Below are 24,787 nucleotides of genomic sequence, written 5' to 3'. Positions count from 1 at the left end.
TCGAGTCCCTGATGACGACACTTTCCTTACGCACCCTCCTCCCCCGTACCGCGGCGCTTGCCGCGCTGGGCCTGCTCGCCTACGGCGGCTGGTCATGGTCCGCCTCGACCGCCACCGAATCCACTGACGACGCCACCATCACCGCGGATCACACCATTGTCGCGCCGCAAGTCTCCGGTTTCATCGACGCCGTGCTCGTGGACGACAACCAGGACGTCAAGCAAGGCCAATTGCTGGCCCGCATCGACGACCGCGACTACCAGGCGGCCTTGGCCGCGGCCAGCGCCGAATTGGCCGTCGCCGCCGCGCAGCTGTCCAACGCGGCCGCCACGCTGGAACGCCAGCAAGCCGTGATCGACCAGGCCCACGCCGTCACCCGCGCCGACCTGGCGGACATCCGCTACGCCGAAAGCGAACTCCAGCGGCATCGCCGTCTGGCCAGCGAAGGCGCGGGCACGCAACAGGTGTTTGAACAGGCCAGAAGCCGGCTGGAGATGGCGCAGGCGCGCCAGGCCGAGCACCTGGCCACGTTGCAGGCCGCCCGCAAGCAGCAAGAGGTGCTGGTCGCGCAGCGCGATGCAGCCCGTGCGGGACTGCAACGCGCCCAGGCCTTGAAGGATCGCGCCGACCTGAATCTGTCGTACACGCAAATCACCTCGCCCATCGACGGCACGATCGGCCGCCGCGCGCTGCGCGTGGGGGCCTATGTCAGCCCGGGCACGGCAATCCTTGCCGTGGTGCCGTTGCAGCAGGCCTACGTGGTGGCGAATTTCCGCGAACGGCAACTGACGCATATGCGGCCGGGACAGACCGCGACCATCACCGTCGACGCCTATCCCGACGCGCCGCTGCATGGCCGGGTGCAGAGCATCGCGCCTGGGACGGGGCTGAGCTTTTCCCCCGTGGCGCCCAGCAACGCCACGGGCAATTTCACCAAGGTGGCGCAGCGCCTGCCGGTCAAGATCGTGCTGGACGCCCTGCCCGACAACGCGCCTCGGCTGCGCGCCGGCATGTCCGTCGAGGCCGTGGTCGACACCGTGGCCACGCTGCACGGGGACGCGCAATGACACACCGCCTGATCTCGCGCGCGCTGCTCTTGTCCACGCTGCTGGGCATCGGCGGTTGCGCGGTCGGACCCGACTTCGTCGCCCCGCAAGCGCAATTGCCCTCGCAATGGCGTGAGCCTGCGGCCACGCCGGCGCCCAGCGCCCCCGTGCAAGAGAGCCTGAACACCTCCTGGTGGGACAGCTTCGGCGATCCGACGCTGACCGCATTGATCACCGAAGCCACCGCGGCCAACGTAGACATCCGCATCGCCTATGAGCACCTGCGGCAAAGCCGGGCCGCGCTGGGCATCACCAAAGCCGACGCCCTGCCCCGCGTGGGCGCCGGCGCCAGCTACCAGCGCGGCCAGAACAGCGAGGCCGGCCTGGCCGATCCGTCGGGGCGCGACGGCCGCTCATCCTTCAACCTCTGGCAAACGGGCGTGGACGCCAGTTGGGAACTGGACCTGTGGGGCCGAGTCCGGCGCGAAGTCGAACAGTCGGGCGCACAGTCGCAAGCGGCGCTGGAAGCGCAACGCGCCGTAGTGTTGTCGATCCGCGCCGAGACCGCGCGCAACTACATCCTGCTGCGTGGCGCGCAGAACCAACTGGCCGTCTTGAACAAGACGCTGGACAACGCCAATCACAACCTGGCGTTGACCCGCCTGCGCCAGCGTGAAGGCGTCGCCACCGAACTGGACGTGTCGCAGGCCGACGCACAGGCAGCGGCGATAGAAGCAGCCGTCCCGCCGCTGGTGTTGCGGGTGGATCAATTGATGAATGCGCTGGCGCTGTTGCTTGAGCAGCCTCCGCATGCGCTGCACGAACGGCTGGCGGTGGCGGCGCCGATTCCCGGCGGCCCCGTGCGGGTACCGGTGGGCATGCCCAGTGAACTGGCTGAACGCCGGCCCGACATCCGCCGCGCGCAGGCCACGCTGCATGCGGCGGTGGCCGCCATCGGCGTGGCCGAGGGCGACTTCTATCCGCGCATCACGCTGTCTGGCAACCTCGGGTTTCAGGCCCTGCAGTTGCGGGACCTGGACACGGACAACGCCGGCATCTTCGGCGTGGGCCCGGCGCTGCGCATTCCGCTGTTCGAGGGCGGCCGCCTGCGCGGCCGGCTGCGGCTGCGCGAGTCGCAAGCGCAGGAAGCCGCCCTGCTCTTCCAAAAGACCGTGCTTGCCGCCTGGCATGAAGTCGACAACGCGATGACCGCCTATCAAGCGCAGCAGCTGGCGCACGCCAGCCTGGAACGCGCGTCGGCCAGCGCACGCCGCGCCCTGGTCAACGCGCAGCGCCAATATGCCGCCGGCGCGTCGGACTTCGTCAATGTGCTCAGCGCGCAGAACGCCGTGCTGGCCAGCGACCAGGCCCGCGTGTCCACGCAGGCCGCTGTGTCGCTGGCGCTGGTGGATCTTTACCGGTCGCTGGGTGGCGGCTGGCAATAGCCCTGCGCGCCGCGCGCCGTCACCAGCGATAGGTGACGGTGGCCATGACGGTGCGCGGCGCCCCGAAATAGCACCGCGTGTTGCTCAGGCACACGCCGACGTAATCCTTGTCGAACAGGTTGTTCACGTTCAGCGCGACGGACGCGTTGCGCCATTGGCCGCCGAAGGTGCGCAGGTCATAGCGCAAGGCGGCGTCCACCAGCGTGTAGGACGCCAGTTCGATCGTGTTGGACGCGTTGCCGTAGCGCTTGCCCACGTACCGCACGCCAGCGCCGGCCGACAGGCCCGCCAGCGCGTCGGTGAAGGCGTAGTCCACCCACGCGGACGCCTGCGAACGCGGGGTGATGCTGACCTGGTTGCCTTCGTAGCCGTCGTTGCTGCGTTTGTACTCGGCGTCGGTGTAGGTGTAGGAGGCCAGCACGCTCAACTGGCGGCTCAGTTCCAGCTTGCCTTCCAGCTCGACGCCGCGCACGCGCGTTTCGGCGGACTGCACGATGAAACCCGGGTTCACCGGATCCGTCGTGGCCATGTTGCGTTGGGCCACGTCGAACAGGGCGACGCCGACAAAGCTGTTGTGCCCGGCGGGCTCATACTTCACGCCCACCTCGTACTGCCTGCCGGTCGTCGGCTTGGCGGGCGAGCTGGGATAGATCAGGCCCGACGTGGGCTGGAACGATTCGGAGTAGCTCGCGTAAGGCGTGACGCCGTTGTCGAACAGATAGGCCGCACCCACGCGTGCCGTGAAGGCGTGGTCAGCACTGCGCGTGGCGGTGTCCGACAGGCGGTCCATCATGCTTTGCCGGACGCGGTCCCATCTCCCGCCCAGCGTATAGGTCCAGCGGCCCAGGCGGATCTGGTCCTGCGCATAGACACCCAGGCGCTCCTGATGCTGCAGGGCATCGGTGACCGGCAGGTCGGGGCGCTGGATGGTCTGCCCGTAGACGGGATTAAACAGATCGATGGGCGGCGCGCATTCGGCGGTGCCGCAGATCCAGTTCAGGCTGTCGTAGCGCTGGCGCGAATACTCCACGCCGGTCAGCAGCGTGTGCGTCAGCGCCCCCGTCGCAAAGCGCGACGTCAGCGTCGTATCGACATTGATGTCGTAGGACGTCTGGTCGGCGTCGAACAGGCGGCGGCGCAAGGTGCGGCGGTCGGGCAGCAGGCCGTTGCCGGTCACCGTGTCGAACTCCTGATGCACTCGCGTGTAGCGCGCGTTCTGCTGCAGCGAAAAGGTGTCGTTGAACGAGTGTTCCAGGCTGTAGCCCACGGCGGTCTGGTCCCGCAGATAGTGTTCGCGGTCCGGCTCGCCCACATAGCGGCTACGCGGCACGCTGCCGTGGGGGTTGTCGTGCAGGGTGCCGTCAGCGGGCAGATATTGCGGCAGGAAGCCGATCTTGTCCCGCTGGTACTGCGTCAGCAGCGTCAGGCGCGTGGCGGCGCTGGGCTGCCAAGTCAAGGACGGCGCCAGGAACACGCGGTCGTTCTTCACGTAGTCCACGGCGGTATTGCTGTCGCGCTGCAGGGCGACCACGCGGTACAGCCATTCGTCGGTCTCGCCGACAGGGCCGGTCAGATCGACGGCGCCCTGGAACCGGTCCTGGTTGCCGGCCTGCAATTGCACTTCGCCCGCGCGCTCGGCGGACGGCCGCTTGCTGATCATGCCGGTCAGCCCGCCCGGACCGCTCTCGCCGTACAGCACCGACGCCGGGCCGCGCAGCACTTCCACGCGTTCCAGGCCGAAAGGCTCGCTCTGCCAGATCGGCCCCAGGCGCAGCCCGTCCAGATACGACGAGGGCGAACTGAAGCCGCGCAGCGAAATCCATTCGATCTGGTTGTCCATGCCCAGCTGGTCGACCGACACGCCCGGCGTGTACTGAATGGCTTCCGTCACCGTCTGCACGTTGCGGGCATCCATTTCCTTGCGCGTCACGACGCTGACCGATTGCGGATTCTCAAGAATGGACGTGTCGGTCTTCGTGCCCGTGGCGCTACGCGAGGCCACCAGCCCCGGGGCCGGCCCCCAGGCGTTCTCGGCAACACCCGCACCCGTCACCGTCACGGTTTCCAGCGTGGCGGCGTCTTCGCCAGCCGGCCGCACCACGATGGCGCCGCGCTGCTCTTGCGCGGCGAGGCGCGTGCCGGCCAGCAAGGCCTGGACGGCCTGCATCACCGTCATGCGGCCAGACACCGCGGCCGCGCTGCGGCCCGCCACCACGCTGGCCTCGACCAGAATGGGCGTGCCGCTCTGGCGCGCCAGCGCGTTCAACGACTGGGACAGGGCGCCGGCAGGCAGGTCGACATCAACGACGGCGGTTTGGGCGGCGGCGGCCGCGCTGGCCGCGCCGATCGATGCGGCAAAGAGGCTGCGGATCAGGAAGCGGCGCGTTGCGCGCGGCGGGGCCAGGCGAGTCTTGTTGGTCTTGCGTTCGTTCATGGTCAATCCTAGGGAAGGTTCTGACCATGAAAACGAACGAGCCGCGGTTTACCGGACAATTATTTTCGGGCGGCGCGAACGATGCGCGCCCCGCCCCCGGCCACACTCTCGATCGCGACCGGCAGCACGCCCGGCAGCGCCGCCAGGAAGCGCGCCGGCTCACGCGCCGGGAAACTGCCGGTAACGCGCATCGCCTGCAACGCCGGATCGGCCGACAGTTCGATCGGCTGTTCGCTCCACGCGTTCCATTGCGCCACGGCCTCGGCCAGCGGCGTAGCGTCGAAGGCCAGCCAGCCCTGTCGCCAGGCTTCGTGCGTGCCGTCTGACACCTCGCGCACGCGGTCCAGCCCGGCGGGCGCCGTGCGCACCATTTGCCCCGGCTGCAACAGCAGCCCCTCGCCCGAGCCGTCCCGCCCCCACACGCGCACCAATCCGCGCTCGACCTGCACCCGCATCACGCCCGCCCGCGCGCTGACGCTGAATGCAGTCCCCACCACCTTGACCGTGCCCCACGGCGTGCGCGCCACGAAGGGCCTGCCGGGTTCCGACCGGACGTCCAGATACACCTGGCCCTGCGTCAACGTAAGTTCGCGCGCGTCGCGGTAGTAGGCAACGCTGGCGCGCGTGCCGGCATCCACCTCCAGCACGGTGCCGTCGGGCAAACCCAGCGACCGGACTTCACGCCGGGCGGTCTGGATGCCCAGCCGGTAGAGCGCCTGCGGCTCCTGCCAGCGCAGCAGCGATCCCAAGCCCAGCGCCAGCCCGCCGCCCGCAAACGCGCGCAGCAAGGCACGCCGGCTTGGCGCCGCAGCTTGCGGTTTCGGCAGATAGGACTGCAGGGCCTCCGTGACCGCGCCATCGGCGGCCCACAGCCGTTCGGCCCGCATCCAGGCCGCCTGGTGGCGCGCGTCCTGCGCCAGCCAGGCCGCCAGATGCCGGCGCGCCTTGTCGGCCGTGGCGGCGTCGCCGCCCGTGATGCGGGTCAGATAGGTCAACGCCCGTTCGATCATCCCGGGCGTGGGTTGCAGCGTGGTGTCAGGGCGATGCACGGTCCGCCCCTTCCTGCCACGCAGCGCAATCGAGCACCGCGCGCACGACGTGCTTTTCCACCGCCGCGATGCTCAGGTCCAGATGCTGCGCAGTCTCTGCGTGTGTATGGCCATAGACGCGCACCATCAGAAAGACCTCGCGCCGCTTCCTGGGCATGACCGCCAGCCGCGCCAGCAGGCGCTCGGCTTCCTGGCGTGCGCTGACCACGCGGTCGGCGCCAGGCGCGATCGCCGGCGACACCACGGCCAGCGTGTCCAGCATCGCCTGTTCGGCGCGCTTGCGGCGCGCTTCGTCGATGATCAGGTTCTTGCCGACGCGATACAGCAGCGCGCGCGGCTCGGCCAGCAGCCCGGCCCGCAGCTCCAGGCCCAGCACGCGGGCGTAGCTTTCCTGAACCACGTCCGACGCGTTGTCGCGGCAGCGCAAGGCGCGCGTGAAAAAGCCGATCAGCTCTTGGTAGTAGCGTTCAAGCACGGGACGGATCAGTCGGGGCGTGCGCAAGGCACGGGCTAATTATGAATGGTTCGCATTATCACACAAGCCACTCGCCCCGCCACGGCCGTCCCGCGCCGCGCCCTTACGCCTGCTTCGGACCCGCCACGATGAACAGCCGTGGGAACGGCAGCAGCACCGTGCCATCGGCAAGCGCCGGATAGGCCTCGGCAATCAGCGCCTGATAGCGCGCCAGGAAGCTGGCCTGCTCGGCGGCATCCAGCTTGTCCAGATAGGGGCGCAAGGCCGTGCCCTTGAACCATTCCACCACCGCGGCGGCGCCCGCCAGCGGGTGGTGGTAAGTCGTGCGCCACACGTCCAGCACGCCGCAATGCGGCTTCAGCAATTCGTAGTACCAGGCGGCGCTATGGCGCGGCGGATGCTTCACCTCGCCCGTCTTTGCGGCCCACGGCGCTTCGCCCGCCACCTGGCGCGCCAGGCGGTGCGCAGGTTCTTCCAGGTTGTCGGGAGTCTGCACGGCCAGGATGCCGCCCGGCGCCAGCTTGCCGACCAACCGGGGGTAGAGCGTCGCGTGGTCGGGCACCCATTGCAGCGCCGCGTTCGCCAGGATCACGTCGTACTGCTGCGGCGGATTCCACGTGGCGATGTCGGCCAGTTCGAACTCCAGCGCGGGCAGGCGCTTGCGGGCGGCCTGGACCATGTCTTCCGAGCTGTCCATGCCGATGACTTTCGCGTCGGGATAGCGGCTGGCCAGCACCTCGGTGGAATTGCCCGGGCCGCAGCCCAGGTCCACGGCCAGGCCGACGGACGGATTGGGCAACGCGGCCACCAGATCGCGCACCGGCCGGGTGCGTTCGTTTTCAAAAGCGGAATACTGCTTGGCGGACCAACTGTTGTTGCTCATGACGGCTCCTTGCCGGACGACTGTGTACGGTTGGACTCTACGCCTGCCGTATCCATATTACAAATATCTGGATAACAACAAAGTCATATTCAAACAATATGGCAAACCTGAAAAGAAAAACCCGCCGGGGCCAGCCGGCGGGTTTTCCACTGCGTTGCTGCGTTGACGGTTTACTGCGCCTTCAGTTCGGCGGACCGGGTCTTCCACAGCGAGAACAGCACGCCGCCCAGGATCAGGCTGAACGTCACGCCCAGCGAAATCGCAGCCGGCACCTTGCCGATGAAGCCGACCAGGAAGATCTTCGTGCCGATGAACACCAGGACCAGCGCCAACGCGTACTTCAGGTAGTGGAAGCGGTGGATCATCGCCGCCAGCGCAAAGTACAGCGCACGCAAGCCCAGGATGGCGAAGATGTTGCTGGTGTAGACGATGAACGGGTCGGTCGTGATGGCGAAGATCGCCGGCACCGAGTCCACCGCGAACACCAGGTCCACGAATTCGATCAGCACCAGGGCCAGCAGCAGCGGCGTCGCGAAACGCACCTTCTTCGACGTAGCCGGATCCGTCTCGGTCACCACGAACGCGTTGCCGCGCAGGCCTTCCGTGACGCGCATGTGGCGCTTCAAGAACTTCAAAATCGGGTTGGTCGCGATATCGGGCGTCTGGTCCGCGATCATCCACATCTTGATGCCCGTGAACACCAGGAATGCGCCGAACAGGTACAGCAACCAGCCGAAATTGCTGACCAGCGCGGCGCCCAGGCCGATCATGATGGCGCGCAGCACGATCACGCCCAGGATGCCCCAGAACAGCACGCGGTGCTGGTATTGGCGCGGAATCGCGAAGAAGCTGAAGATCAGCGCGATCACGAAGACGTTGTCCATCGACAGCGACTTTTCGATCATGAAGCCGGTGTAGTACGCCATGCCGCTGGCCGCGCCCAATTGCCACCAGACCCAGGCGCCGAACAGCAGCGCCGCGCTGATGTAGCCGGCCGACAGCAACAGGCTTTCGCGCACGCCGATTTCGCGGTCTTCCTTGTGCAGCACGCCCAGGTCAAAGACCAGCAAGCTGACGACGATGCCGATGAATAGCAGCCAACTCCAGGTCGGTGTCCCCAGAAAATCGGCCATGAAGAAGGTGATCAAAGTATCCATGAATGCCCCGCTGTGTTCGAAGGTGCCCATCATCCGGATACGGGCCAGATGGAGAAATCAGCCTGAAAGTGAGTTAAGGTTCGAAAAAACCGAAGTGAGCTCGATCATGCTGAACTACCGCCATCTGTACTATTTCTGGATGGTCGCCAAGGAAGGCGGCTTTTCCCGCGCAGCCGAACGGCTGGACATGGCCATCCAGACCATCAGCGCCCAGGTGCGCGAACTGGAGAAGAACCTGGGCCACCAGCTGCTCAAGCCCGCCGGCCGCGGCGTGGCGTTGACCGACGCTGGCAAGGCCGCTTTCGCCCGGGCAGAAGAGATCTTCCAGATCGGCCATGTGCTGCCCCAGGAAGTGCGGGCCGCGGCCACCAAGCCCGTCATCCGGCTGTCGGTGGGCTTGTCCGACGGTATTTCCAAGCTGGCCGCGCACGCCTTGCTGGGCCCCGTGCTGGACACCCCGGACCTGCGCCTGACCTGCCACGAAGGCGAGGTCGAGGAACTGCTGGGCGAACTGGCCCAGCACCACCTGGACCTGGTGCTGGCCGGCCAGGGCGCGCCCGCCAACCCCAACCTGCGGCTGACCAGCGACCGCCTGGTGTCCTCCCCTGTAGATTGGTACGGCCCGGCGCGGCTGGTGCGCAAGTCCGACACGCTGGACTTCCCGCGCTGCCTCGAGCGCCTGCCCGTACTGCTGCCCACCGGCCACTCCGTGCTGCGCCAGACCCTGGACCGCTGGTTCAACGAACAAGGCGTCTTTCCCAACGTGGTGGGCGAATTCGAAGACAGCGCGCTGATGTCGGTGTTTGCCGCCCGGGGCCTGGGCGTATTTCCGCTTAGCCGGCTGGGCGGGGACGACATCGGCCTGTTGCGCGGATTGCGCCCCCTGGCCCGCTGCGACGATGTGCAAGAGGAAATCCACGCCATCCGCAACCGCCGCGGGCAGCACCACCCCCTGGTCCAGGCGGTGCTGGCACATGCCAAGACTTCGGTTTTTTCTTAATGTTTGTCACAGCTACTCTGGTTTTTCAGAAATAGAATCCGCTTTATCGTGGACCCTCTTTTGAAATCGGAGTACCACTGCAATGAAAAAATTCATCTGGCTCGCTTTTGCCGTGCTTGCCGCACTCTGGACCGGGCTGGTAGCGCTGACCTTGCAACTGACCGACTGGGTCCTGGCAACCATCGCCACCGCTCAGGTGCCGGGCACGGCGCTGGACACGTCGCAATGGGTGGCGCCCGCCTGGGCCGCCGGCTGGGTCGACCCGGCCTGGCTGCAGTCGCTGCAAGGCGGCCTGGTCTGGGCCGCACAGGGCGTGAACCAGATCCTGCCCGTGGCCGGCAGCCTGGGCACGCTGATCTCGGTGCTGGGCTGGATCATCTGGGGCTTCATCATCGCCGGCCTGCTGGTCCTGGCGCTGATCCTGAGTTGGCTGGCGGGCAAACGCCAGCAAGCGGCCGAGGCTCCGGGACGCCAAGTGGTGTAATAAGGCTGGCAACGCGCCACCCGGCACGCTGCCTCCCTCAAGGAGCGTGCCGTGCCCACCCGATCTGCCTCAGCCCTGACGTTGTCCCTGGCCGCCCTGCTATCCGCAGGCGCCACGGCCTTGGCGCACGCTTCCCCAAGCCCTTCCGGCGTGGAAGTCTGCACGGTGACGGGCACCTCGGGGCAGTACAGCGTGCGCGTGCGCAATACCGGTACGGCGCCGCTGACGCGCGTCGACGTCACCGGCGTCCGGCTGGATGGCGGCGGCCAGGCCAAAGAAGCCCTGACCGTCAGCCTGGCCGACATTCCCCCCGGCAAATACAAGACCGCCATCCTGGCGCGCCATGAAGAATCGGCCGCGCTGGACAGCATCGTCACGTATTCCGCCGTAGACGGCACGGAAACGCCCCAGCAAGAGCTGTTCGCAGGCAAGGTCGCGCACGTATCGCCCGGCTCGGCCCTGCAGTACACGCTGGCGCCGCTGGCCGTGCGCGGCTGGACGGTGGCCTATGGCTCTGCAACGTCGCCCAGGCTGGAAGCTGGCAGCGCCGTCCTGCTGTCCTACCCCGTGCGCAGCGGCAAGAAGCCGGCGACCCGGCCTGAGGCCGGCCGCACGCCGTCCGCCGTGGTGCCGCTGACGCCCTGCCGCGAACCCGGCAAGAAATCCTGATCAGGTGCCGCTCAGCAGATCGCGCTCGTTCAGCAGCGCATAGACGATTTCGGGTTTGTTGTCGAAGCCGCGGCGGATGGCGGCAGGCAGCGCGGTGCGCGTCTTGCGGCACAGGCCCGGCGCGTCGTCCAGCTGGATCGAGATGCCGCGCGACGTGCGCACTTCGTTGTCGCTGGGCGTGATGCGGATCACGATGCCCAACTGCGCCTGGATCCGCCCCTGCATGGCGCGCAAGTCCTCCAGGCTGGCAATGCTTTCCAGCCGCGCCACCAGCCGCTTTTCCTCTTCCTTGGTCAGGCGCAGGATACGGATGTCGGCGGCCGGATCGGCCAGCAGCCGTTCGCGGTCGCACATACAGGCGCCCGGCGGACATTCTTGGCGGATAGGGAACGGCAGGTTCATGGAGGGTGGCGGGACAGCACCTGCGCAGACATTGCGCATCGTTCGATTCTACCCAGGATGACGGGCCGCCCCCGACGGCGCACTGCTCGTTTTCCCGCAATCGGCTGCGGTATATTGCCCCCCTCGATTCGAAGCTGGGGAGAGGCGGGTGAAACGAATACTGCTTGCGGGCGCGATAACGGCACTGGCGTTGCAGGGGCAAGGCGTACAGGCGCAAGCCGCCCCGCGCGACTATCCCTACCCCATCAAGGCCGGGATGTCGGGCGTGGTGAAGATCAGCGGCGGCGACGCCCAGCGCGCCACCGTGCGCGTGGGCAACGGACCCGAGCAGCAGCTCGCCAGCTTCGACGACGAGGAAGTCGACCAGATGGCATCCGTGGACATCGACCACGACGGCTACCGTGACCTGGTGCTGGGGCAAAGCGGAGGCGGCACGCAGCTCATCACCCGCCTGTTCCTGTACCGGCCCGCCACCGGCACCTTCCAGGAAATCCAGCACCCCGACAAGACGAGTCCCTGCCGGGGCTTCGTCAATCCGGTGTTCGACGACAAGCAGGCCCGGATCAGCGTGGGCTGCCGCTACGGCGCCGCCAGCAACGGCGCCGAGGAATACGTGCTGCGCCCTGACGGCACGGTGCACGCCACGTCGTGGTCCACCCAGGCCTTGTTCGGACTGGACGACGCGCCGGCCGAGCTGACCTACCACTTCCGCGAAGACGGCTCGACTGCACGCATCGACATCGAAGGCGAAGGATCCCCGCTGGAAGACGGCACCGTGCCGGTCAGCAAGCTGGACCTCTACGACACGCCCGACGTGAACGCCAAGCCGGCGATGACCGCCGCCGAAGGCGAGCACCTGGACGTGGTGGCGATCCGCCCGCGCGACTGGCTGCAGGTGCGCTACGCCAGCAAGACGGCGGGCGACGTCCTCAAATGGGTGCGCTATGGCGATCTGCGCGTGGACAAGCATCAACTGCCGGCGCATCCGCCGCAAGGCGGCCTGGAGCTGGAACTCGCCGACACCCTGGGCGACTGGAACGGCGAGGACGGCGGCACCTTCCTCCTCAGCGTGGCCAACCGCGGCGAAGCGCCGGCGCAATTGAAGGCGCCGCGCGTCTGGCTGTTGCTGACCAACGCGCAAGGCGCCCGCATCGTGCACCCGCTGTACCAGCGCGAAGGCGATACCCTGCACCCGGCCAACCCGCTGGGTTTTGCCCGCGACCCCGTGGTCTGGAGTCCGGACGAAGACGGCAAGCCGGCCTACATGGTCAACGACAACGGCTACGGCAGCGTCCCCTTCCTGCCCGCGCTGGCGCCCGGCAAGTACCGCGCCGCCGCCGTCGTCACCGACCCGGGCAATCTCGCCCAACCCCTCGTCTCCAATGAAATCGAGTTTGACTACCCGCTGCCGAAGCGGCCGCCCGCGCCGCAGTAAGCGCTACCAGTAGTAATTCAGGCTCAGCATGGCCTCGCGCTCCATGCCGCGGAACGTGTAGGTGTAGTAGCGCTTGTCGAACACGTTGTTGATGTTCAGCGCGACGCGGTAGCGCGGGGTCTCGTAGGCCACCGCCACATCCGCCAGCGTGAACGCCGGGTTGTAGGGTGTGGTGCCATCGGCCGCCGTGTTCAAGGGGGCCTTGCCGCGATAGCGCAAGCCGCCGCCCAACATCAGGCCCTGGATCTGATGCGGCCGGTAGTCCAGCCACAGGCTGGCCGTCTGGCGTGCCGTCTGAGCGGTCTGCCGGCCCACTTCGGCCGGCCGGTTGCTCTGCGTCGTGCGCGGATCCAGATACGTGTAGCCAGCCATTACGCGCAGTTCGCGCGTCAGCGGGAACTTGGCTTCCAGTTCCAGGCCCGTCGAGCGCACTTCGCCCGTCTGCACGTTAAATCGCGGATGGTCCGGGTCCTGCGTCGTCACATTGGTCTGGCGGATATCGAATACCGCCACCGTGAACAGGGCATCGGTGCCCGGCGGCTGGTACTTCAGCCCGGCCTCGTACTGCTTGCCTTCACGCGGCTTGAAGGCGCTGCCGTCGAACTGTTGGCCGGTGATCGGATCGAACGCCGTCGAATAGCTGACGTAGGGCGCAAAGCCACTGTCAAACAGATAGAGCAAGCCCGCGCTGCCCGTCGTGGCGGCATCCTTGATCTCGGGCTGCGTGGTGCTGCTGCGCGTCGTCGTCGCAAAGTCGCGACGCAGGCTGACGTTGCCGACCCAGCGGTTGAACTTCAGCTGATTCAGCGTGTAGACGCCCGTCTGCTTTACCGCGCTTTGCGACTTGTCCATGTCGGGATAATCCACGTGCTGGCCATAGACCGGCTGGTAGATGTCCAGGTTGGGGACGTCCCAGCCAAAGCCCAGCGCGTCGCGCTCCTGATAGCGCACGAAGTCCACCCCCATCGCGAAGGTGTGCTGCAAGCCCCCCCACACGAAGTCCTTGGACGCGCGGCTATCCACGGCCAACGTCTGCCCATGGGTGCGCTGCGCCAGGCTGCCGCGCGTGACGGTGCGCTTGTCGGCCAGCAGGTCCATCGCGTAGATGTGCTGGTAATCGATGTCGATCTCCGAATAGCGCAGGTTCTGCCGCAGCCGCCAGCCGCTGTCCGTATCGTGTTCGAACGCATAGCCGATGGACTTGGTGTCGCGGTCGAATTTATCGAAGTCCGGGTCGCCCGCCGTGCGGTGCAGCGGCAAGTCCGCGATCTCGGGATACGTGTACAGGTTCGGCCACCAGCTCTTGGGCGTGCCGCGCTCCTTGGAGTACGTCCCCAGCACGGTCAGCCGCGTCTGGTTCGTGATGTTCCACAGCACCGTCGGCGCCACCGAAAGCCGGTCGTCCTTGGACCCATCCGTGCGCCCGTCGCTCTTGCGGCCCGTGACGTTCAGCCGGTACAGCACCTTGCTGCCTTCGTCGAAGGCGCCGCCCAGGTCCGCCGTCACCTGGCGACGGTTGTAGGTGCCATAGCTCAAGCCCACGCTGTTGACCTGCCCGGGCGTGGGACGCTTGGACACCATGTTGATCACGCCGCCGGGCCGGCCTTGGCCGTACAGCACCGACGCCGGCCCCTTCAACACTTCGATGCTGTCCAGATCATCCAGGCTGTCGTTCCACGACCCGTAGGTACCGGCCGACAGCTGCTTCAGGCCGTCCTTGTAATAGGCGCTGCCGTCGCTGAAACCGCGGATCACGGCGCCGACCATGCGCACGTCGCTCGACCCCGACACCTCCGTCTGCACGCCCGGCGTGTACGCCAGCGCAGCCTCGAGGTTCCGAGGGGCCTGCATCTTGATCTGTTCCTGCGTCACGATCGACACCGAACGCGGCGTCTCGATCAACGGCACGTCCAGCTTGCCACTGGCGCTGGAAAGCGCCACATAGCTGTCGGCCGTTCCCACGGCCACGCCATGCACCGTCACCGGCTCCAGCTGCGCCGTGCCCGACGACGGCAGGCTTAGCGACACGTTGCGCCCGTCGCGTTGGAATGCGATGCCCGTACCCGCCAGCAGGCTGCGCAACGCGTCGTCCGGGGTCAGGTTGCCCATCACCGCCGGCGCATTGCGGCCGCGCACGGTTTCAGGCAGATAGAAGATCACCAGCGAGGCTTGCTCGCCCAGTTGGATCAGCGCATCGCCCAAGGGTTGGGCGGTAATGCTGATCGGCACCGGCGCGGTCTGTGCGACCGCGTCGGCGGGAATACCCCACGCCAGCGCCAGTGCCACGGCCAGGGCATGGCATCCGGCACCCAGGCCGGTCCATGCGGTCTTGCGCGCCGTCGATGCGCGCGCTATCACTTGCTTGTCCATGATGCGAAAAAATTCCAGTACAACTGCCCGCGCGATTTGCGCCCGACACCCTTGGCCAAAGGTTGCTTACAGGGTCGAGATCGACTTTCGTGAACACACCCCGTCCAGGGATAGACGCCACGGCCGGGAAAATTCCGGAATGATTCTCGCTAAATTAGTTGAAACAAAATAATTCAACGCGGTGCCAACACGCGGCCACCGTCGGGCGGATACAGGACGATCACGGGCGCGATCTGCGGCAACACCGCCAGCACGGCCTCCGGTTCGTCGATGGGCAGCGAGCCTGCCACGCGAAGTTGCGCCAGCTTCCTGTCATCGATCCGTAGCGGCTCGCGCAGATACCGGTTCAGCTCGGCCACCACCTGCGACAAGGGCGTATCGCGAAACACCAGGCGGCCACGCTGCCAGGCGGTGATGGCCGCGACGTTTTCCTGGTGCGGCGCGGCCAGCGGTTCCCCCTGCGCGTGACGCAGCACGTAGCCCGCCGTCAGATGTTGCGTGGTGCGGTTCCACCACGAGCCGGCCGAGAACGCCACACTGCCCTCTTCCACCGCCAGCGCCACGGCGTCACCGTCCCGGCGCACGTTGAATCGCGTGCCGGTCACGCGCACCTGAGCGTGGCCGCTCAGGACGGTGAACGGGCGCGCCGCATCGGGGCTGACGGTGAACAGGACTTCTCCGGCCAGCAGTTCCACCTCTCGGCGGTCGCCATACAGCGACACCCTGGCCTGCGTGTCCGTATTCAATTCCAGCAACGACCCGTCGGGCAGCACGACGCGATGGCGCTCGCCCTTGCCCGTCGCCAGCGCCTGGGTGAAATCCGCCTCGGGCGCCCATAGCCGCGGCCCGATAACGCCCGCCGTCGCCATCAACGCACAGGCGGCAGTCAATCCGACGGCGAACCGCCGGCGCCGCGGCGCGGCAGGTTCGCTTTCAGTCCGCTCAAGCATGGCGCGCAACTCAGCCTGCGGCACGGAATCGGCCACGCTCCACGTCGCTTCGACCGAACGGTACTGGCGCTGGTGCTCGGGATCCGCGGCCAGCCACGCGTCGCGCTCCTGCCTGGCATGCGCATCCAGCGTGCCCAGGCGTTCCCGCGAGAACCAGTAGATGGCCTGTTCGCGGGGCGATTCGGCGCGGTGCCGAGAAGAGGATTCAATGCGGGGCATGATCTTGCAACCGGTCATGGATGTGCGCCAGCGCGCGTCGCATGTATTTTTCCACCGAGCTTTGAGTCAGGCCCAGTTTCTGCGCGATTTCGGCCTGGGTATAGCCCTCTAGCTTGTTCCATAAAAAGACTTGCCGGCATTTCAGCGGCAGTTCCGCCAGCGCCGCCTTCAGGGCGTCGGCCAATTGCGCTGCGCGAATGGCCGATTCAGGATCGGACTGTACCGGATGTTCGGCGTCGGGCAATTCGTCCAGGCTCACCTGCTCGCGCCGCGATTGGCGCCGGATCTCGCCGTTCAGCCGGTTCTGGCTGGCGCCGTACAGGTACGCCTTGGGGTCCAGCACCGCCGCGTCGCCATTGCGCAGCATGTTCGCCACGACGTCGTGCGCCGCATCTTCCGCGTCCGGACGGCTGCTTCCACGGCGCGTCCACGTCCCGATCAGCTCGCGATAATGGGCGAGCCAACCTTTGTCGGAAGGCGGCGGGCGGGACATGGAAAGGCAATGGCAGAGGCACGGAAGGAAGGCGTGCATTATCAATCATGATTCTCATTACGACAAACGCCGTTCGCGCATGGTGCAGAATGCCATCCGGACTTCCACACTGAAACCGCCACCGTGACACGCCGCCCCCTGCCATCCCGCCTGACGCGTTGCCTCGCCGTCTTGGCCCTGCTGCTGATGCTTGCCGCGTTCGCGCTGGCGGCGGCCGGCCTTCTTATGGGCGCCCGCCCCGCCGATGTGGCGGTCGTGCTGGGCAACACCGTGCAAGCCGACGGACGGCCATCGCCCCGGCTGGCCGCCCGCCTGGACCGCGCCTACGAGTGCTATGCGGCCTCGCAATGCCGCATCCTGTTCGTCAGCGGCGGCGTGGATCCGGCCGGCGCGGACGAAGCCGCAGTCATGCGCGACTACCTGCTGGCGCGTGGCGTGCCCGCCGACCGCATCGTGACCGACAGCGCAGGCGTGGACTCCTGGGCCACCGCGCGGCATGCCAGCGCCTATATGCGCGAACATGGCTATACCCGTGCGTTGGCCGTCACCCAGTATTTCCATGTGCCGCGCACGATGCTGGCCCTGCGGCGCCAGGGTGTACCGGACGTCAGCGGCGGCTATCCGCGCTTCTTCGAAGGGCGCGACCTGTACTCCGTTTTTCGCGAGCTGCCAGCCGTAGCGTGGTACGCGTTCCGGCCGCTATAGTGGCGCTCTTGCCGTCAAACAGAATGCGTTGAACAACCCAAGGACCCCGACGCCGTGCAGATCTTCCACAACCCCGTCCATGACAAGCATGCTGGCCGCCAGGAGATGTTCCGCGGCAAGCTTGTTCCCTGCCACGAAACGCCGGCCCGGCTGGAATACGTGCTGGACGCGTTGCGTCAACGCGGCATCGGCGATCTGCTGGCCCCGTCCGCGCCCGACATGGACCTGATCAAGCGCGTGCACACCCCGCGCTATGTGGACTTCCTGGCCAGCGCATGGCGCGACTGGGTCGCGCTGGATCCGGCCAACGCCGACATCGACATCCTGCCTTCGGTCTGGCCCGTGCGCGGCTTCCGCCACGATATCGAACCCACCAATTTCGCGGCGCGCGTCGGCCTGTTCTCGTTCGACAGCGGCTGTCCGCTGACGGCGGGCACCTGGGAAGCGGCCACCGCCGGCGCAGCCTGCGCCATCGACGCCGCGCGCGCCGTCACCGCCTCCGGTGGCCCCCGTGCCGCCATGGCATTGACGCGCCCGCCGGGCCACCATGCCGGCGCCGATTTCTTCGGCGGCTACTGCTTCCTGAACAACGCCGCGCTGGCCGCGCAAGCCTTGCGCGACGCGGGCGCCGAACGCGTCGCCATCCTTGACGTGGACTACCACCACGGCAACGGCACGCAAAGCATCTTCTATGAACGCGGCGACGTGCTGACGGTCTCGGTGCATGGCGACCCGACCACCGAATACCCGTTCTTCCTGGGCTATGCCGATGAACACGGGGCAGGCGCGGGCGCAGGCGCCAACCTGAACCTGCCGCTGGCCGCGGGCACCGGTTTTGCCGCGTGGACCGACGCGCTGGAACAAGGCATCGCCGCCATCCGGGCGTTCAAGGCCGACGCGGTGGTGATCGCGTTGGGTGTGGACACCTACGAAGGCGACCCCATCTCCAAGTTCAAGCTGAAAAGCGCCGACTACCTGCAAGTGGGCCGCCATCTGGCCAGCCTTGGGCTGCCCGCGGTCTTCACGATGGAAGGCGGCTATGCCGTGGCCGACGTGGGGATCAATGTGGCGAACGTGCTGGAAGGCTTCGGCGGCTAAGCCGCCCAAGCCTTTATCCATCAGTCACGCGTTTCCAGCACCTTGTTGATGCGCAGCGCCAGCAAGGTGCACGCAGCGCCCGACAGCAGATAGATGCTGACGGCCACCAAGCCGAAACGCGCCGACAGACCCAGCGCGACCAGCGGCGCGAAGGCCGCGCCAATCAGCCATGCCATGTCGGACGTCAGCGCCGCGCCGGTATAACGGAAACGGCGCGTAAAGTTCGCGGTGACCGTGCCCGAGGCCTGGCCATACGACAGGCCCAGCAGCGCGAAGCCCACCAGGATGAACGCGTCCTGCCCCATCGGCCCGCCGCCCAGCAGCCACGGCGTGAACAGCGCAAACACGGCGATCAGCACGGCCAGCAAGCCCAATGTGGTGCGCCGGCCGATGCGGTCGGCGAGCCAGCCCGAAGCCACCGTGCCCAGGATGCCGATCACTGCGCCGATGATCTGCACGATCAGCACGTCGGATATCTGTTGCGTGGCGCTGACCGCGATCCAGGAAAGCGGAAACACCGTGACCAGGTGGAACAGCGCATAGCTGGCCAAGGCCGCGAACGCGCCAATGAAAAGGTTATAGCCCTGCGAACGCAGCATCTCGGCAATGCTGATGGGTTCAAGCTCGCCCTCTTCCAGCAGCTGCGTGTATTCCTCAGTGACGACCAGGCGCAACCTGGCGAAGAGCGCCACCACGTTGATGGCGAAGGCGACGAAGAACGGATAGCGCCAGCCCCACTCCAGGAAGTCGGACTGCGTCAGCGTGACGTGCAGATACAGGAACAGCGCACTGGCCACCATGAAGCCGACGGGCGCGCCCAGCTGGCCCATCATCGAATACCAGCCGCGGCGGTTGGGCGGCGCGTTCAGCGCCAGCAACGACGGCAACCCGTCCCATGAGCCGCCAAACGCCAACCCTTGCAGGCAACGAAATACGGCCAGCAAAGTGATCGCGTGCGCGCCGATGGTGTTGTAGCTGGGCAGAAACGCCATGCCCACCGTGGCGGTACCCAGCAGGAACAGCGCGACCGTCAGCTTTGTGGCGCGGCCCCAACGCCGCTGGATCGCCATCGACAGCGCGGTGCCGATGGGACGCATGATGAACGCGAAAGAGAAGATGACGAAGGCCCAGAGCGTGCCTTCCAGCTGCGGTTCGAAGGGGAAGAAGACCTTCGGAAAAACCAGCACGCAGGCGATGCCGAATACAAAGAAATCGAAGTATTCGGAGGCGCGTCCCACCACCACGCCGACGGCGATTTCACCCGGGGCCACCTTGGCGTGGCTGGCCCCGCCAGCCGTTGGCCCCGGGCCGGGAACAGCGGGGGCATGACCGGGATATTGCGTGGTGGTCGACATGGGTTTGCTCACTGTAGGAGGTCCGAAATACGCCACTGCCCTGCACACTTTTGTTCTTTTTACCCTAGATTTTTCGCGGCTTCCAGCGTAGTGTTGCGTTTACCTCCCACGGTTACGTTTCGAGGTATGGCTATGCCGTCCTTCACAAGGCTCCGCGGATTGATCCTGATTGCCGCCCTGCCATTGCTCGCCGGATGCAATGCGGTGCTGCTGTCGCCATCAGGCGATGTCGCGCTTCAACAGCGTAATCTGATCATCATCTCCACCGGCTTGATGCTGCTGATCATCGTGCCGGTGATCTTCCTGACTTTCCTGTTCGCGTGGCGCTATCGGGCCAGCAACAAGGAAGCCCACTACGACCCGGAATGGAACCACTCCACGATGCTGGAGCTGCTGATCTGGGCCGCGCCGCTGCTGATCATCATCGCGCTGGGCGCGTTGACCTGGGTCAGCACGCACCAGCTCGATCCCTACCGGCCGCTCGCACGCTTGTCCGAAGGGCGCGAGGTACCCGCGGGCACCAAGCCGCTTGTCGTCGAAGTGGTGGCGCTGGACTGGAAATGGCTGTTCCTGTATCCCGAGCAAGGCATCGCCACCGTCAATGAGATGGCAGCACCCGTCGACCGCCCCATCCAGTTCAAGATCACGTCGTCGACGGTGATGAATTCCTTCTTCGTGCCGGCGCTGGCGGGCCAGATCTACGCCATGCCCGGCATGCAGACGACGCTGCACGCGGTGATCAACCACCCCGGCGAATACGAAGGCCTGTCCGCCAACTACAGCGGCTCGGGATTTTCGGGCATGCGCTTCAAGTTCCATGGCCTGGACCAGCAGGGCTTCGACAAGTGGGTGGCCGACGCCCGCGCGTCCACCGGCAAGCTCAGCCGCGACGCCTACCTGAAGCTTGAACAGCCCAGCGAACGCAACCCGGTGCAGCACTACGCCACCTTCGCGCCAGGCCTGTTTGACGCCATCGTGAACCGCTGCGTCGAAGGCAACCGCATGTGCATGAAGGACGCGATGGCCATCGACTCGCAAGGCGGCATGGGCATTCCGGGCGCGCTCAACGTCACCACGCTGGACACGGAAACGCGCGAACGCCTGGGCCTGACCGGCACGCCGCCGCGCAAGTATGTAGGCGCCATGTGCACGTCCACCGAAGGGCTCGTGTTGTAGCGGCTTGCCGCGAGTCCGTCGCGACACGGGCCGGCCGATGCAGGGGCTTCATGAAATTGTGGTCTTTACGCTGGAATCGAGATGCCTGATCAACCAGACCTCATCAAGCTGATCTTCGGTCGACTGACCTGGGACGCCATTCCCCTCCACGAACCTATCCTGCTTGCCACCTTCTTCATGGTGGCGGTCGGCGGCATCGTCGTGCTGGGCTCCATCACGTACTACAAGAAATGGGGCTACCTGTGGCACGAATGGTTCACCAGCATCGACCACAAGAAGATCGGGATCATGTATGTGATCCTGGGCATAGTGATGCTGTTGCGGGGCTTCGCCGACGCCATCATGATGCGCTTGCAGCAGGCCGTAGCCTTCGGCGACTCGACGGGCTACCTGCCGCCGCACCACTATGACCAGATCTTCACCGCGCATGGCGTGATCATGATCTTCTTCGTGGCCATGCCGCTGGTCACGGGGTTGATGAACTACATCGTGCCGCTGCAGATCGGCGCGCGCGACGTGGCCTTCCCCTTTCTGAACAACTTCAGTTTCTGGATGACGACAGGCGGTGTCGTGCTGGTCATGATGTCGCTGTTCGTCGGCGAATTTGCGCGCACGGGCTGGCTGGCGTATCCACCCTTATCGGGGATCATGCAGAGTCCGGACGTGGGGGTCGACTACTACATCTGGGCCTTGCAGATAGCGGGGGTGGGAACCCTGCTATCCGGCGTCAACCTGCTGGTCACCATCGTGAAGATGCGCGCGCCCGGCATGACCATGATGCGCATGCCTATCTTCACCTGGACCGCACTGTGCACCAACGTGCTGATCGTGGCCGCCTTCCCCGTGCTGACCGCGGTGCTGGCCCTGCTGTCCATGGACCGCTACGTCGGCACCAACTTCTTCACGGCGGACTTCGGCGGCAACGCCATGATGTACGTGAACCTGATCTGGATCTGGGGCCACCCCGAGGTCTACATCCTGATCCTGCCCGCCTTCGGCATCTTCTCCGAAGTCGTGTCCACCTTCTGCAGCAAGCGCCTGTTCGGCTATGCGTCCATGGTGTACGCCACCGTGGTGATCACGGTGCTGTCGTACCTGGTCTGGCTGCACCACTTCTTCACCATGGGGTCCGGCGCCAGCGTGAACTCGTTTTTCGGGATCACGACGATGATCATCTCTATCCCGACCGGCGCCAAGATCTTCAACTGGCTGTTCACGATGTACCGCGGCCGCATCCGCTTCGAGGTGCCGATGCTGTGGACGATGGGCTTCATGGTCACCTTCGTGATCGGCGGCATGACGGGCGTGCTGCTGGCCGTTCCGCCTGCCGACTTCGCGCTGCACAACAGCCTGTTCCTGATTGCGCACTTCCACAACGTCATCATCGGCGGCGTGCTGTTCGGGCTGATGGCCGGCATCACGTATTGGTTCCCCAAGGCGTTCGGCTACAAGCTCGATCCGTTCTGGGGCAAGTGCTCGTTCTGGTTCTGGCTGGTGGGCTTCTACGTGGCGTTCATGCCGCTGTACGTGCTGGGGTTGATGGGCGTGACGCGCCGCGTGAACCACTTCGAAGACATGTCGCTGCAGATCTGGTTCCAGGTGGCGGCCTTCGGCGCGCTGCTGATTGCGTGCGGCATCGCCAGCTTCATCATCCAGCTGGTGGTCAGCTACCGCCGCCGCGACCAGTTGCGCGACAACACGGGGGATCCCTGGGACGGCCGCACGCTGGAATGGTCCACGTCGTCGCCCCCGCCCAACTACAACTTCGCGTTCACGCCGCGCGTGCATGACCTGGATGCCTGGTGGCAGATGAAGCAGCACGGCTACCAACGGCCGCAACAGGGCTTCATCCCCATCCACATGCCGAAGAACACCTGGGCCGGCATCGTGTTGGCGGCGATCAGCGTGGTGATGGGCTTTGCGCTGATCTGGCACATGTGGCCGCTGGCGGTGCTGTCGTTCGCGGCGCTGATCCTGGTGTCCATCGTCCATACCTTCAACTACAAGCGTGACTACTACGTGCCGGCCGACGAGGTCGTGCGCGAAGAAGATACCCGCACACGACTGTTGGCGAAACATGTCTGATACCTTGGCCCCCACCCTGCCCGGCGGCACCACGCCGCCCCCGGAGCCCGTGTTCTACGTCGCGGGCGAACACCATCCCAAGAACGGCACCCTGCTGGGGTTCTGGGTCTACCTGATGAGCGACTGCCTCATCTTTGCCTGCCTGTTCGCGACCTACGGCGTGCTGGGCCGCAACTACGCGGCGGGCCCGTCGGGTGCCGACCTGTTCGACCTGCCGCTGGTGGCGGTGAACACCTCCTTGCTGCTGCTGTCGTCCATCACTTATGGCTTCGCCATGCTGGAAATGCGGCGCAACCGCATCGGCGCCACCCAGCTGTGGCTGGCCGTCACGGGCATCCTGGGGCTGGGCTTCCTGTCGCTGGAACTGTATGAGTTCGCGCACCTGATCCACCAGGGCGCGGGTCCGCAGCGCAGCGCCTTCCTGTCGTCGTTCTTCACGTTGGTCGGTACCCACGGCCTGCACGTCACCTTCGGCATCGTCTGGCTGGTGACGATGATGATCCAGGTGCAGATGCACGGCCTGATCCCCGAAAACCGGCGCCGCCTGATGTGCCTGTCGATGTTCTGGCACTTCCTGGACCTGATCTGGGTGGGCGTGTTCACCTTCGTGTACCTGATGGGAGTGCTGCCATGAGCTCGCACATGGAAAACCTGGCCCATCACGGGCATGGCGGCCACGGCCATGGCGGCGGCCACGACCACCACGACGACGATGACGGCGCCGGCCACGGCACGCTGAAAAGCTACGTGACGGGCTTTGTCCTGGCGGCCATCCTGACCGCCATTCCGTTCTGGCTGGTGATGGACCGCGTCTTCGCCAATTCGCGCACGACCGCGCTGGTGATCCTGGCCTTTGCCGTGGTGCAGATCGTCGTGCACATCGTGTACTTCCTGCACATGGACGCCAAGTCCGAAAGCGGGTGGAACATGTTGGCGTTAATATTCACGCTGGTGCTGGTCGTAATCACGCTCAGCGGGTCAATCTGGATCATGTATCACTTGAACTCCAATATGATGCCCATGTCCACACACGACATGCGGAATATGCCCTGATGGCAGCAGTAAAAGACACTCACTCCGGCGACACCTCCCGTAATCCGCGCAGCAAAACCACCCTGGTCATCCTGGGGGTGGTTGCTGCCGCGCTCTTCGCAGGCCTGTGCGCCCTGGGCACCTGGCAGGTGCATCGCCTGGCCTGGAAGCGCGATCTGATAGCCCAAGTCGACCAGCGGGCCCATGCGGCCACCACGCCAGCGCCAGGCAAACGCGATTGGCGGTCGCTGAGCTTCAACAATGCCGAGTACCGCCACGTGGCCGCTTCCGGCACGTATCAGTACGACCGCCAGACGTTGGTGCAGGCCGCCACCGAACTGGGCAGCGGCTACTGGGTCATGACCCCGCTGCAGTTGCCGGACGGCGGCACGGTGCTGGTCAACCGCGGCTTCGTGCTGCCGGAATGGCGCAAGAACCAGGCCGCGGCCACGCAACCGCCGGCCGAAGGCAGCGTCACGGGCCTGCTGCGCATGGGCGAACCCGGCAGCGGCTTCCTGCGCAACAACGATCCCGCCGCCAACCTCTGGTATTCACGCGACCTGCCGGCAATCGCCGCCGCGCGCGGCCTGACCGACGTGGCGCCCTACTTCATCGACGCCGACGCCGCGTCCAGCCCCGGCCGGGATCCCGCGAAAGCGCCGGTCGGCGGCCTGACGGTGCTGAGCTTCCCGAACAACCATCTGGTCTATGCCATCACCTGGTATGCGCTGGCGCTGATGATCATCGTGGGTGTGGTGATCTTCGTGCGCGAAGAAAGACGCGCACGCCGCAAGGCCTGAGACCCCGCACGAAAAAAGCTCCCTC

At 66.1% G+C, this 24,787-nt stretch carries 23 protein-coding genes; 13 read left to right on the top strand and 10 right to left on the bottom strand.

The window, feature by feature from the left end; all coding sequences use genetic code 11:
- The first annotated feature begins 11 nt into the window (after positions 1 to 11).
- The gene (locus tag AC27VE_RS16475; protein ID WP_427955974.1) at positions 12 to 1,067 is read left to right on the top strand and encodes an HlyD family secretion protein; all 1,056 of its coding nucleotides are present in this window, start codon (positions 12 to 14) and stop codon (positions 1,065 to 1,067) included.
- Positions 1,064 to 2,491 carry an efflux transporter outer membrane subunit gene (locus AC27VE_RS16470; RefSeq protein ID WP_488704445.1) on the top strand — a complete coding sequence of 476 codons (1,428 nt, stop codon included), beginning with the start codon at positions 1,064 to 1,066 and terminating at the stop codon, positions 2,489 to 2,491. Before AC27VE_RS16475 ends, AC27VE_RS16470 begins: the two co-directional genes overlap by 4 nt.
- A 19-nt stretch (positions 2,492 to 2,510) precedes the next feature.
- On the opposite strand, the gene AC27VE_RS16465 is transcribed toward AC27VE_RS16470, so the two are convergent.
- The 5 genes from AC27VE_RS16465 to AC27VE_RS16445 all read right to left on the bottom strand — a co-directional run bounded on the left by AC27VE_RS16465 (position 2,511) and on the right by AC27VE_RS16445 (position 8,489).
- Complete coding sequence (locus AC27VE_RS16465) at positions 2,511 to 4,925, bottom strand: TonB-dependent siderophore receptor (protein WP_488704444.1); 2,415 nt, start codon at positions 4,923 to 4,925, stop codon at positions 2,511 to 2,513.
- Between the two features lie 59 nt (positions 4,926 to 4,984).
- Positions 4,985 to 5,974, bottom strand: a complete 990-nt coding sequence (locus tag AC27VE_RS16460; protein ID WP_427955966.1) for a FecR family protein — start codon at positions 5,972 to 5,974, stop codon at positions 4,985 to 4,987.
- Complete coding sequence (locus AC27VE_RS16455; protein WP_488704443.1) at positions 5,961 to 6,476, bottom strand: sigma-70 family RNA polymerase sigma factor; 516 nt, start codon at positions 6,474 to 6,476, stop codon at positions 5,961 to 5,963. Before AC27VE_RS16455 ends, AC27VE_RS16460 begins: the two co-directional genes overlap by 14 nt.
- 76 nt (positions 6,477 to 6,552) lie before the next feature.
- Complete coding sequence (gene tam, locus AC27VE_RS16450; RefSeq protein ID WP_006226483.1) at positions 6,553 to 7,332, bottom strand: trans-aconitate 2-methyltransferase; 780 nt, start codon at positions 7,330 to 7,332, stop codon at positions 6,553 to 6,555.
- A gap of 170 nt (positions 7,333 to 7,502) precedes the next feature.
- Positions 7,503 to 8,489 carry a TerC family protein gene (locus AC27VE_RS16445; protein WP_035213838.1) on the bottom strand — a complete coding sequence of 329 codons (987 nt, stop codon included), beginning with the start codon at positions 8,487 to 8,489 and terminating at the stop codon, positions 7,503 to 7,505.
- Between the two features lie 106 nt (positions 8,490 to 8,595).
- Here AC27VE_RS16445 and AC27VE_RS16440 point away from each other — a divergent pair, with 106 nt between their 5' ends.
- The 3 genes from AC27VE_RS16440 (at position 8,596) to AC27VE_RS16430 (ending at position 10,642) form a co-directional block, all read left to right on the top strand.
- Complete coding sequence (locus AC27VE_RS16440) at positions 8,596 to 9,489, top strand: LysR family transcriptional regulator (RefSeq protein ID WP_006226485.1); 894 nt, start codon at positions 8,596 to 8,598, stop codon at positions 9,487 to 9,489.
- Between the two features lie 82 nt (positions 9,490 to 9,571).
- Positions 9,572 to 9,973: a hypothetical protein gene (locus tag AC27VE_RS16435; RefSeq protein WP_488704442.1), complete on the top strand. Its 402-nt coding sequence runs from the start codon at positions 9,572 to 9,574 to the stop codon at positions 9,971 to 9,973.
- 51 nt (positions 9,974 to 10,024) lie between these two features.
- Positions 10,025 to 10,642, top strand: a complete 618-nt coding sequence (locus AC27VE_RS16430; protein ID WP_427955958.1) for a hypothetical protein — start codon at positions 10,025 to 10,027, stop codon at positions 10,640 to 10,642.
- Here AC27VE_RS16430 and AC27VE_RS16425 read toward each other — a convergent pair whose 3' ends face one another.
- Positions 10,643 to 11,044, bottom strand: coding sequence for a hypothetical protein (locus AC27VE_RS16425; protein ID WP_006226488.1), 402 nt, complete (start codon positions 11,042 to 11,044; stop codon positions 10,643 to 10,645).
- A gap of 148 nt (positions 11,045 to 11,192) precedes the next feature.
- On the opposite strand from AC27VE_RS16425, the gene AC27VE_RS16420 reads away from it, so the two are divergent.
- Entirely contained in the window at positions 11,193 to 12,479 is a 1,287-nt protein-coding gene (locus tag AC27VE_RS16420) for an XAC2610-related protein (RefSeq protein ID WP_488704441.1), read from the top strand.
- A 3-nt stretch (positions 12,480 to 12,482) separates the two neighbouring features.
- Here the strand turns inward: AC27VE_RS16420 and AC27VE_RS16415 are convergent, their stop codons facing one another.
- The 3 genes from AC27VE_RS16415 to AC27VE_RS16405 all read right to left on the bottom strand — a co-directional run bounded on the left by AC27VE_RS16415 (position 12,483) and on the right by AC27VE_RS16405 (position 16,511).
- Positions 12,483 to 14,849, bottom strand: a complete 2,367-nt coding sequence (locus AC27VE_RS16415) for a TonB-dependent siderophore receptor (protein ID WP_488704440.1) — start codon at positions 14,847 to 14,849, stop codon at positions 12,483 to 12,485.
- A 173-nt stretch (positions 14,850 to 15,022) separates the two neighbouring features.
- On the bottom strand, positions 15,023 to 16,018 hold the full coding sequence (locus AC27VE_RS16410; RefSeq protein WP_235659812.1) for a FecR family protein: 996 nt from the start codon (positions 16,016 to 16,018) through the stop codon (positions 15,023 to 15,025).
- Positions 16,005 to 16,511: an RNA polymerase sigma factor gene (locus AC27VE_RS16405; protein WP_006226492.1), complete on the bottom strand. Its 507-nt coding sequence runs from the start codon at positions 16,509 to 16,511 to the stop codon at positions 16,005 to 16,007. The genes AC27VE_RS16410 and AC27VE_RS16405 overlap by 14 nt, the downstream gene beginning before the upstream one ends.
- A gap of 123 nt (positions 16,512 to 16,634) precedes the next feature.
- Between AC27VE_RS16405 and AC27VE_RS16400 the strand changes: the two genes are divergently transcribed.
- Both AC27VE_RS16400 and AC27VE_RS16395 read left to right on the top strand, forming a co-directional pair.
- Positions 16,635 to 17,216 (top strand): YdcF family protein, encoded by a 582-nt coding sequence (locus AC27VE_RS16400; RefSeq protein ID WP_488704439.1) that lies wholly within the window; start codon positions 16,635 to 16,637, stop codon positions 17,214 to 17,216.
- 54 nt (positions 17,217 to 17,270) lie between these two features.
- Positions 17,271 to 18,314, top strand: coding sequence for a histone deacetylase family protein (locus AC27VE_RS16395; protein WP_424625072.1), 1,044 nt, complete (start codon positions 17,271 to 17,273; stop codon positions 18,312 to 18,314).
- Positions 18,315 to 18,334: 20 nt separating this feature from the next.
- Here the strand turns inward: AC27VE_RS16395 and AC27VE_RS16390 are convergent, their stop codons facing one another.
- On the bottom strand, positions 18,335 to 19,669 hold the full coding sequence (locus AC27VE_RS16390) for an MFS transporter (RefSeq protein WP_006226495.1): 1,335 nt from the start codon (positions 19,667 to 19,669) through the stop codon (positions 18,335 to 18,337).
- Positions 19,670 to 19,801: 132 nt separating this feature from the next.
- Between AC27VE_RS16390 and cyoA the strand changes: the two genes are divergently transcribed.
- The 5 genes from cyoA (at position 19,802) to AC27VE_RS16365 (ending at position 24,762) form a co-directional block, all read left to right on the top strand.
- On the top strand, positions 19,802 to 20,845 hold the full coding sequence (gene cyoA / locus AC27VE_RS16385; RefSeq protein WP_427955945.1) for a ubiquinol oxidase subunit II: 1,044 nt from the start codon (positions 19,802 to 19,804) through the stop codon (positions 20,843 to 20,845).
- 81 nt (positions 20,846 to 20,926) lie between these two features.
- Positions 20,927 to 22,930, top strand: a complete 2,004-nt coding sequence (gene cyoB / locus AC27VE_RS16380) for a cytochrome o ubiquinol oxidase subunit I (protein WP_427955943.1) — start codon at positions 20,927 to 20,929, stop codon at positions 22,928 to 22,930.
- Positions 22,923 to 23,564: a cytochrome o ubiquinol oxidase subunit III gene (cyoC, locus tag AC27VE_RS16375; protein WP_006226498.1), complete on the top strand. Its 642-nt coding sequence runs from the start codon at positions 22,923 to 22,925 to the stop codon at positions 23,562 to 23,564. The genes cyoB and cyoC overlap by 8 nt, the downstream gene beginning before the upstream one ends.
- On the top strand, positions 23,561 to 23,983 hold the full coding sequence (cyoD, locus tag AC27VE_RS16370; RefSeq protein ID WP_006226499.1) for a cytochrome o ubiquinol oxidase subunit IV: 423 nt from the start codon (positions 23,561 to 23,563) through the stop codon (positions 23,981 to 23,983). Before cyoC ends, cyoD begins: the two co-directional genes overlap by 4 nt.
- Positions 23,983 to 24,762, top strand: a complete 780-nt coding sequence (locus tag AC27VE_RS16365; protein ID WP_006226500.1) for an SURF1 family protein — start codon at positions 23,983 to 23,985, stop codon at positions 24,760 to 24,762. Before cyoD ends, AC27VE_RS16365 begins: the two co-directional genes overlap by 1 nt.
- The last annotated feature ends 25 nt before the right edge of the window (positions 24,763 to 24,787 follow it).

The sequence above is a fragment of the Achromobacter sp. 18P8.1.1 genome (assembly GCF_057799415.1).
Note: the sequence above shows the minus strand (reverse complement) of the source record. Positions and strands in the feature narration are given on the sequence as shown.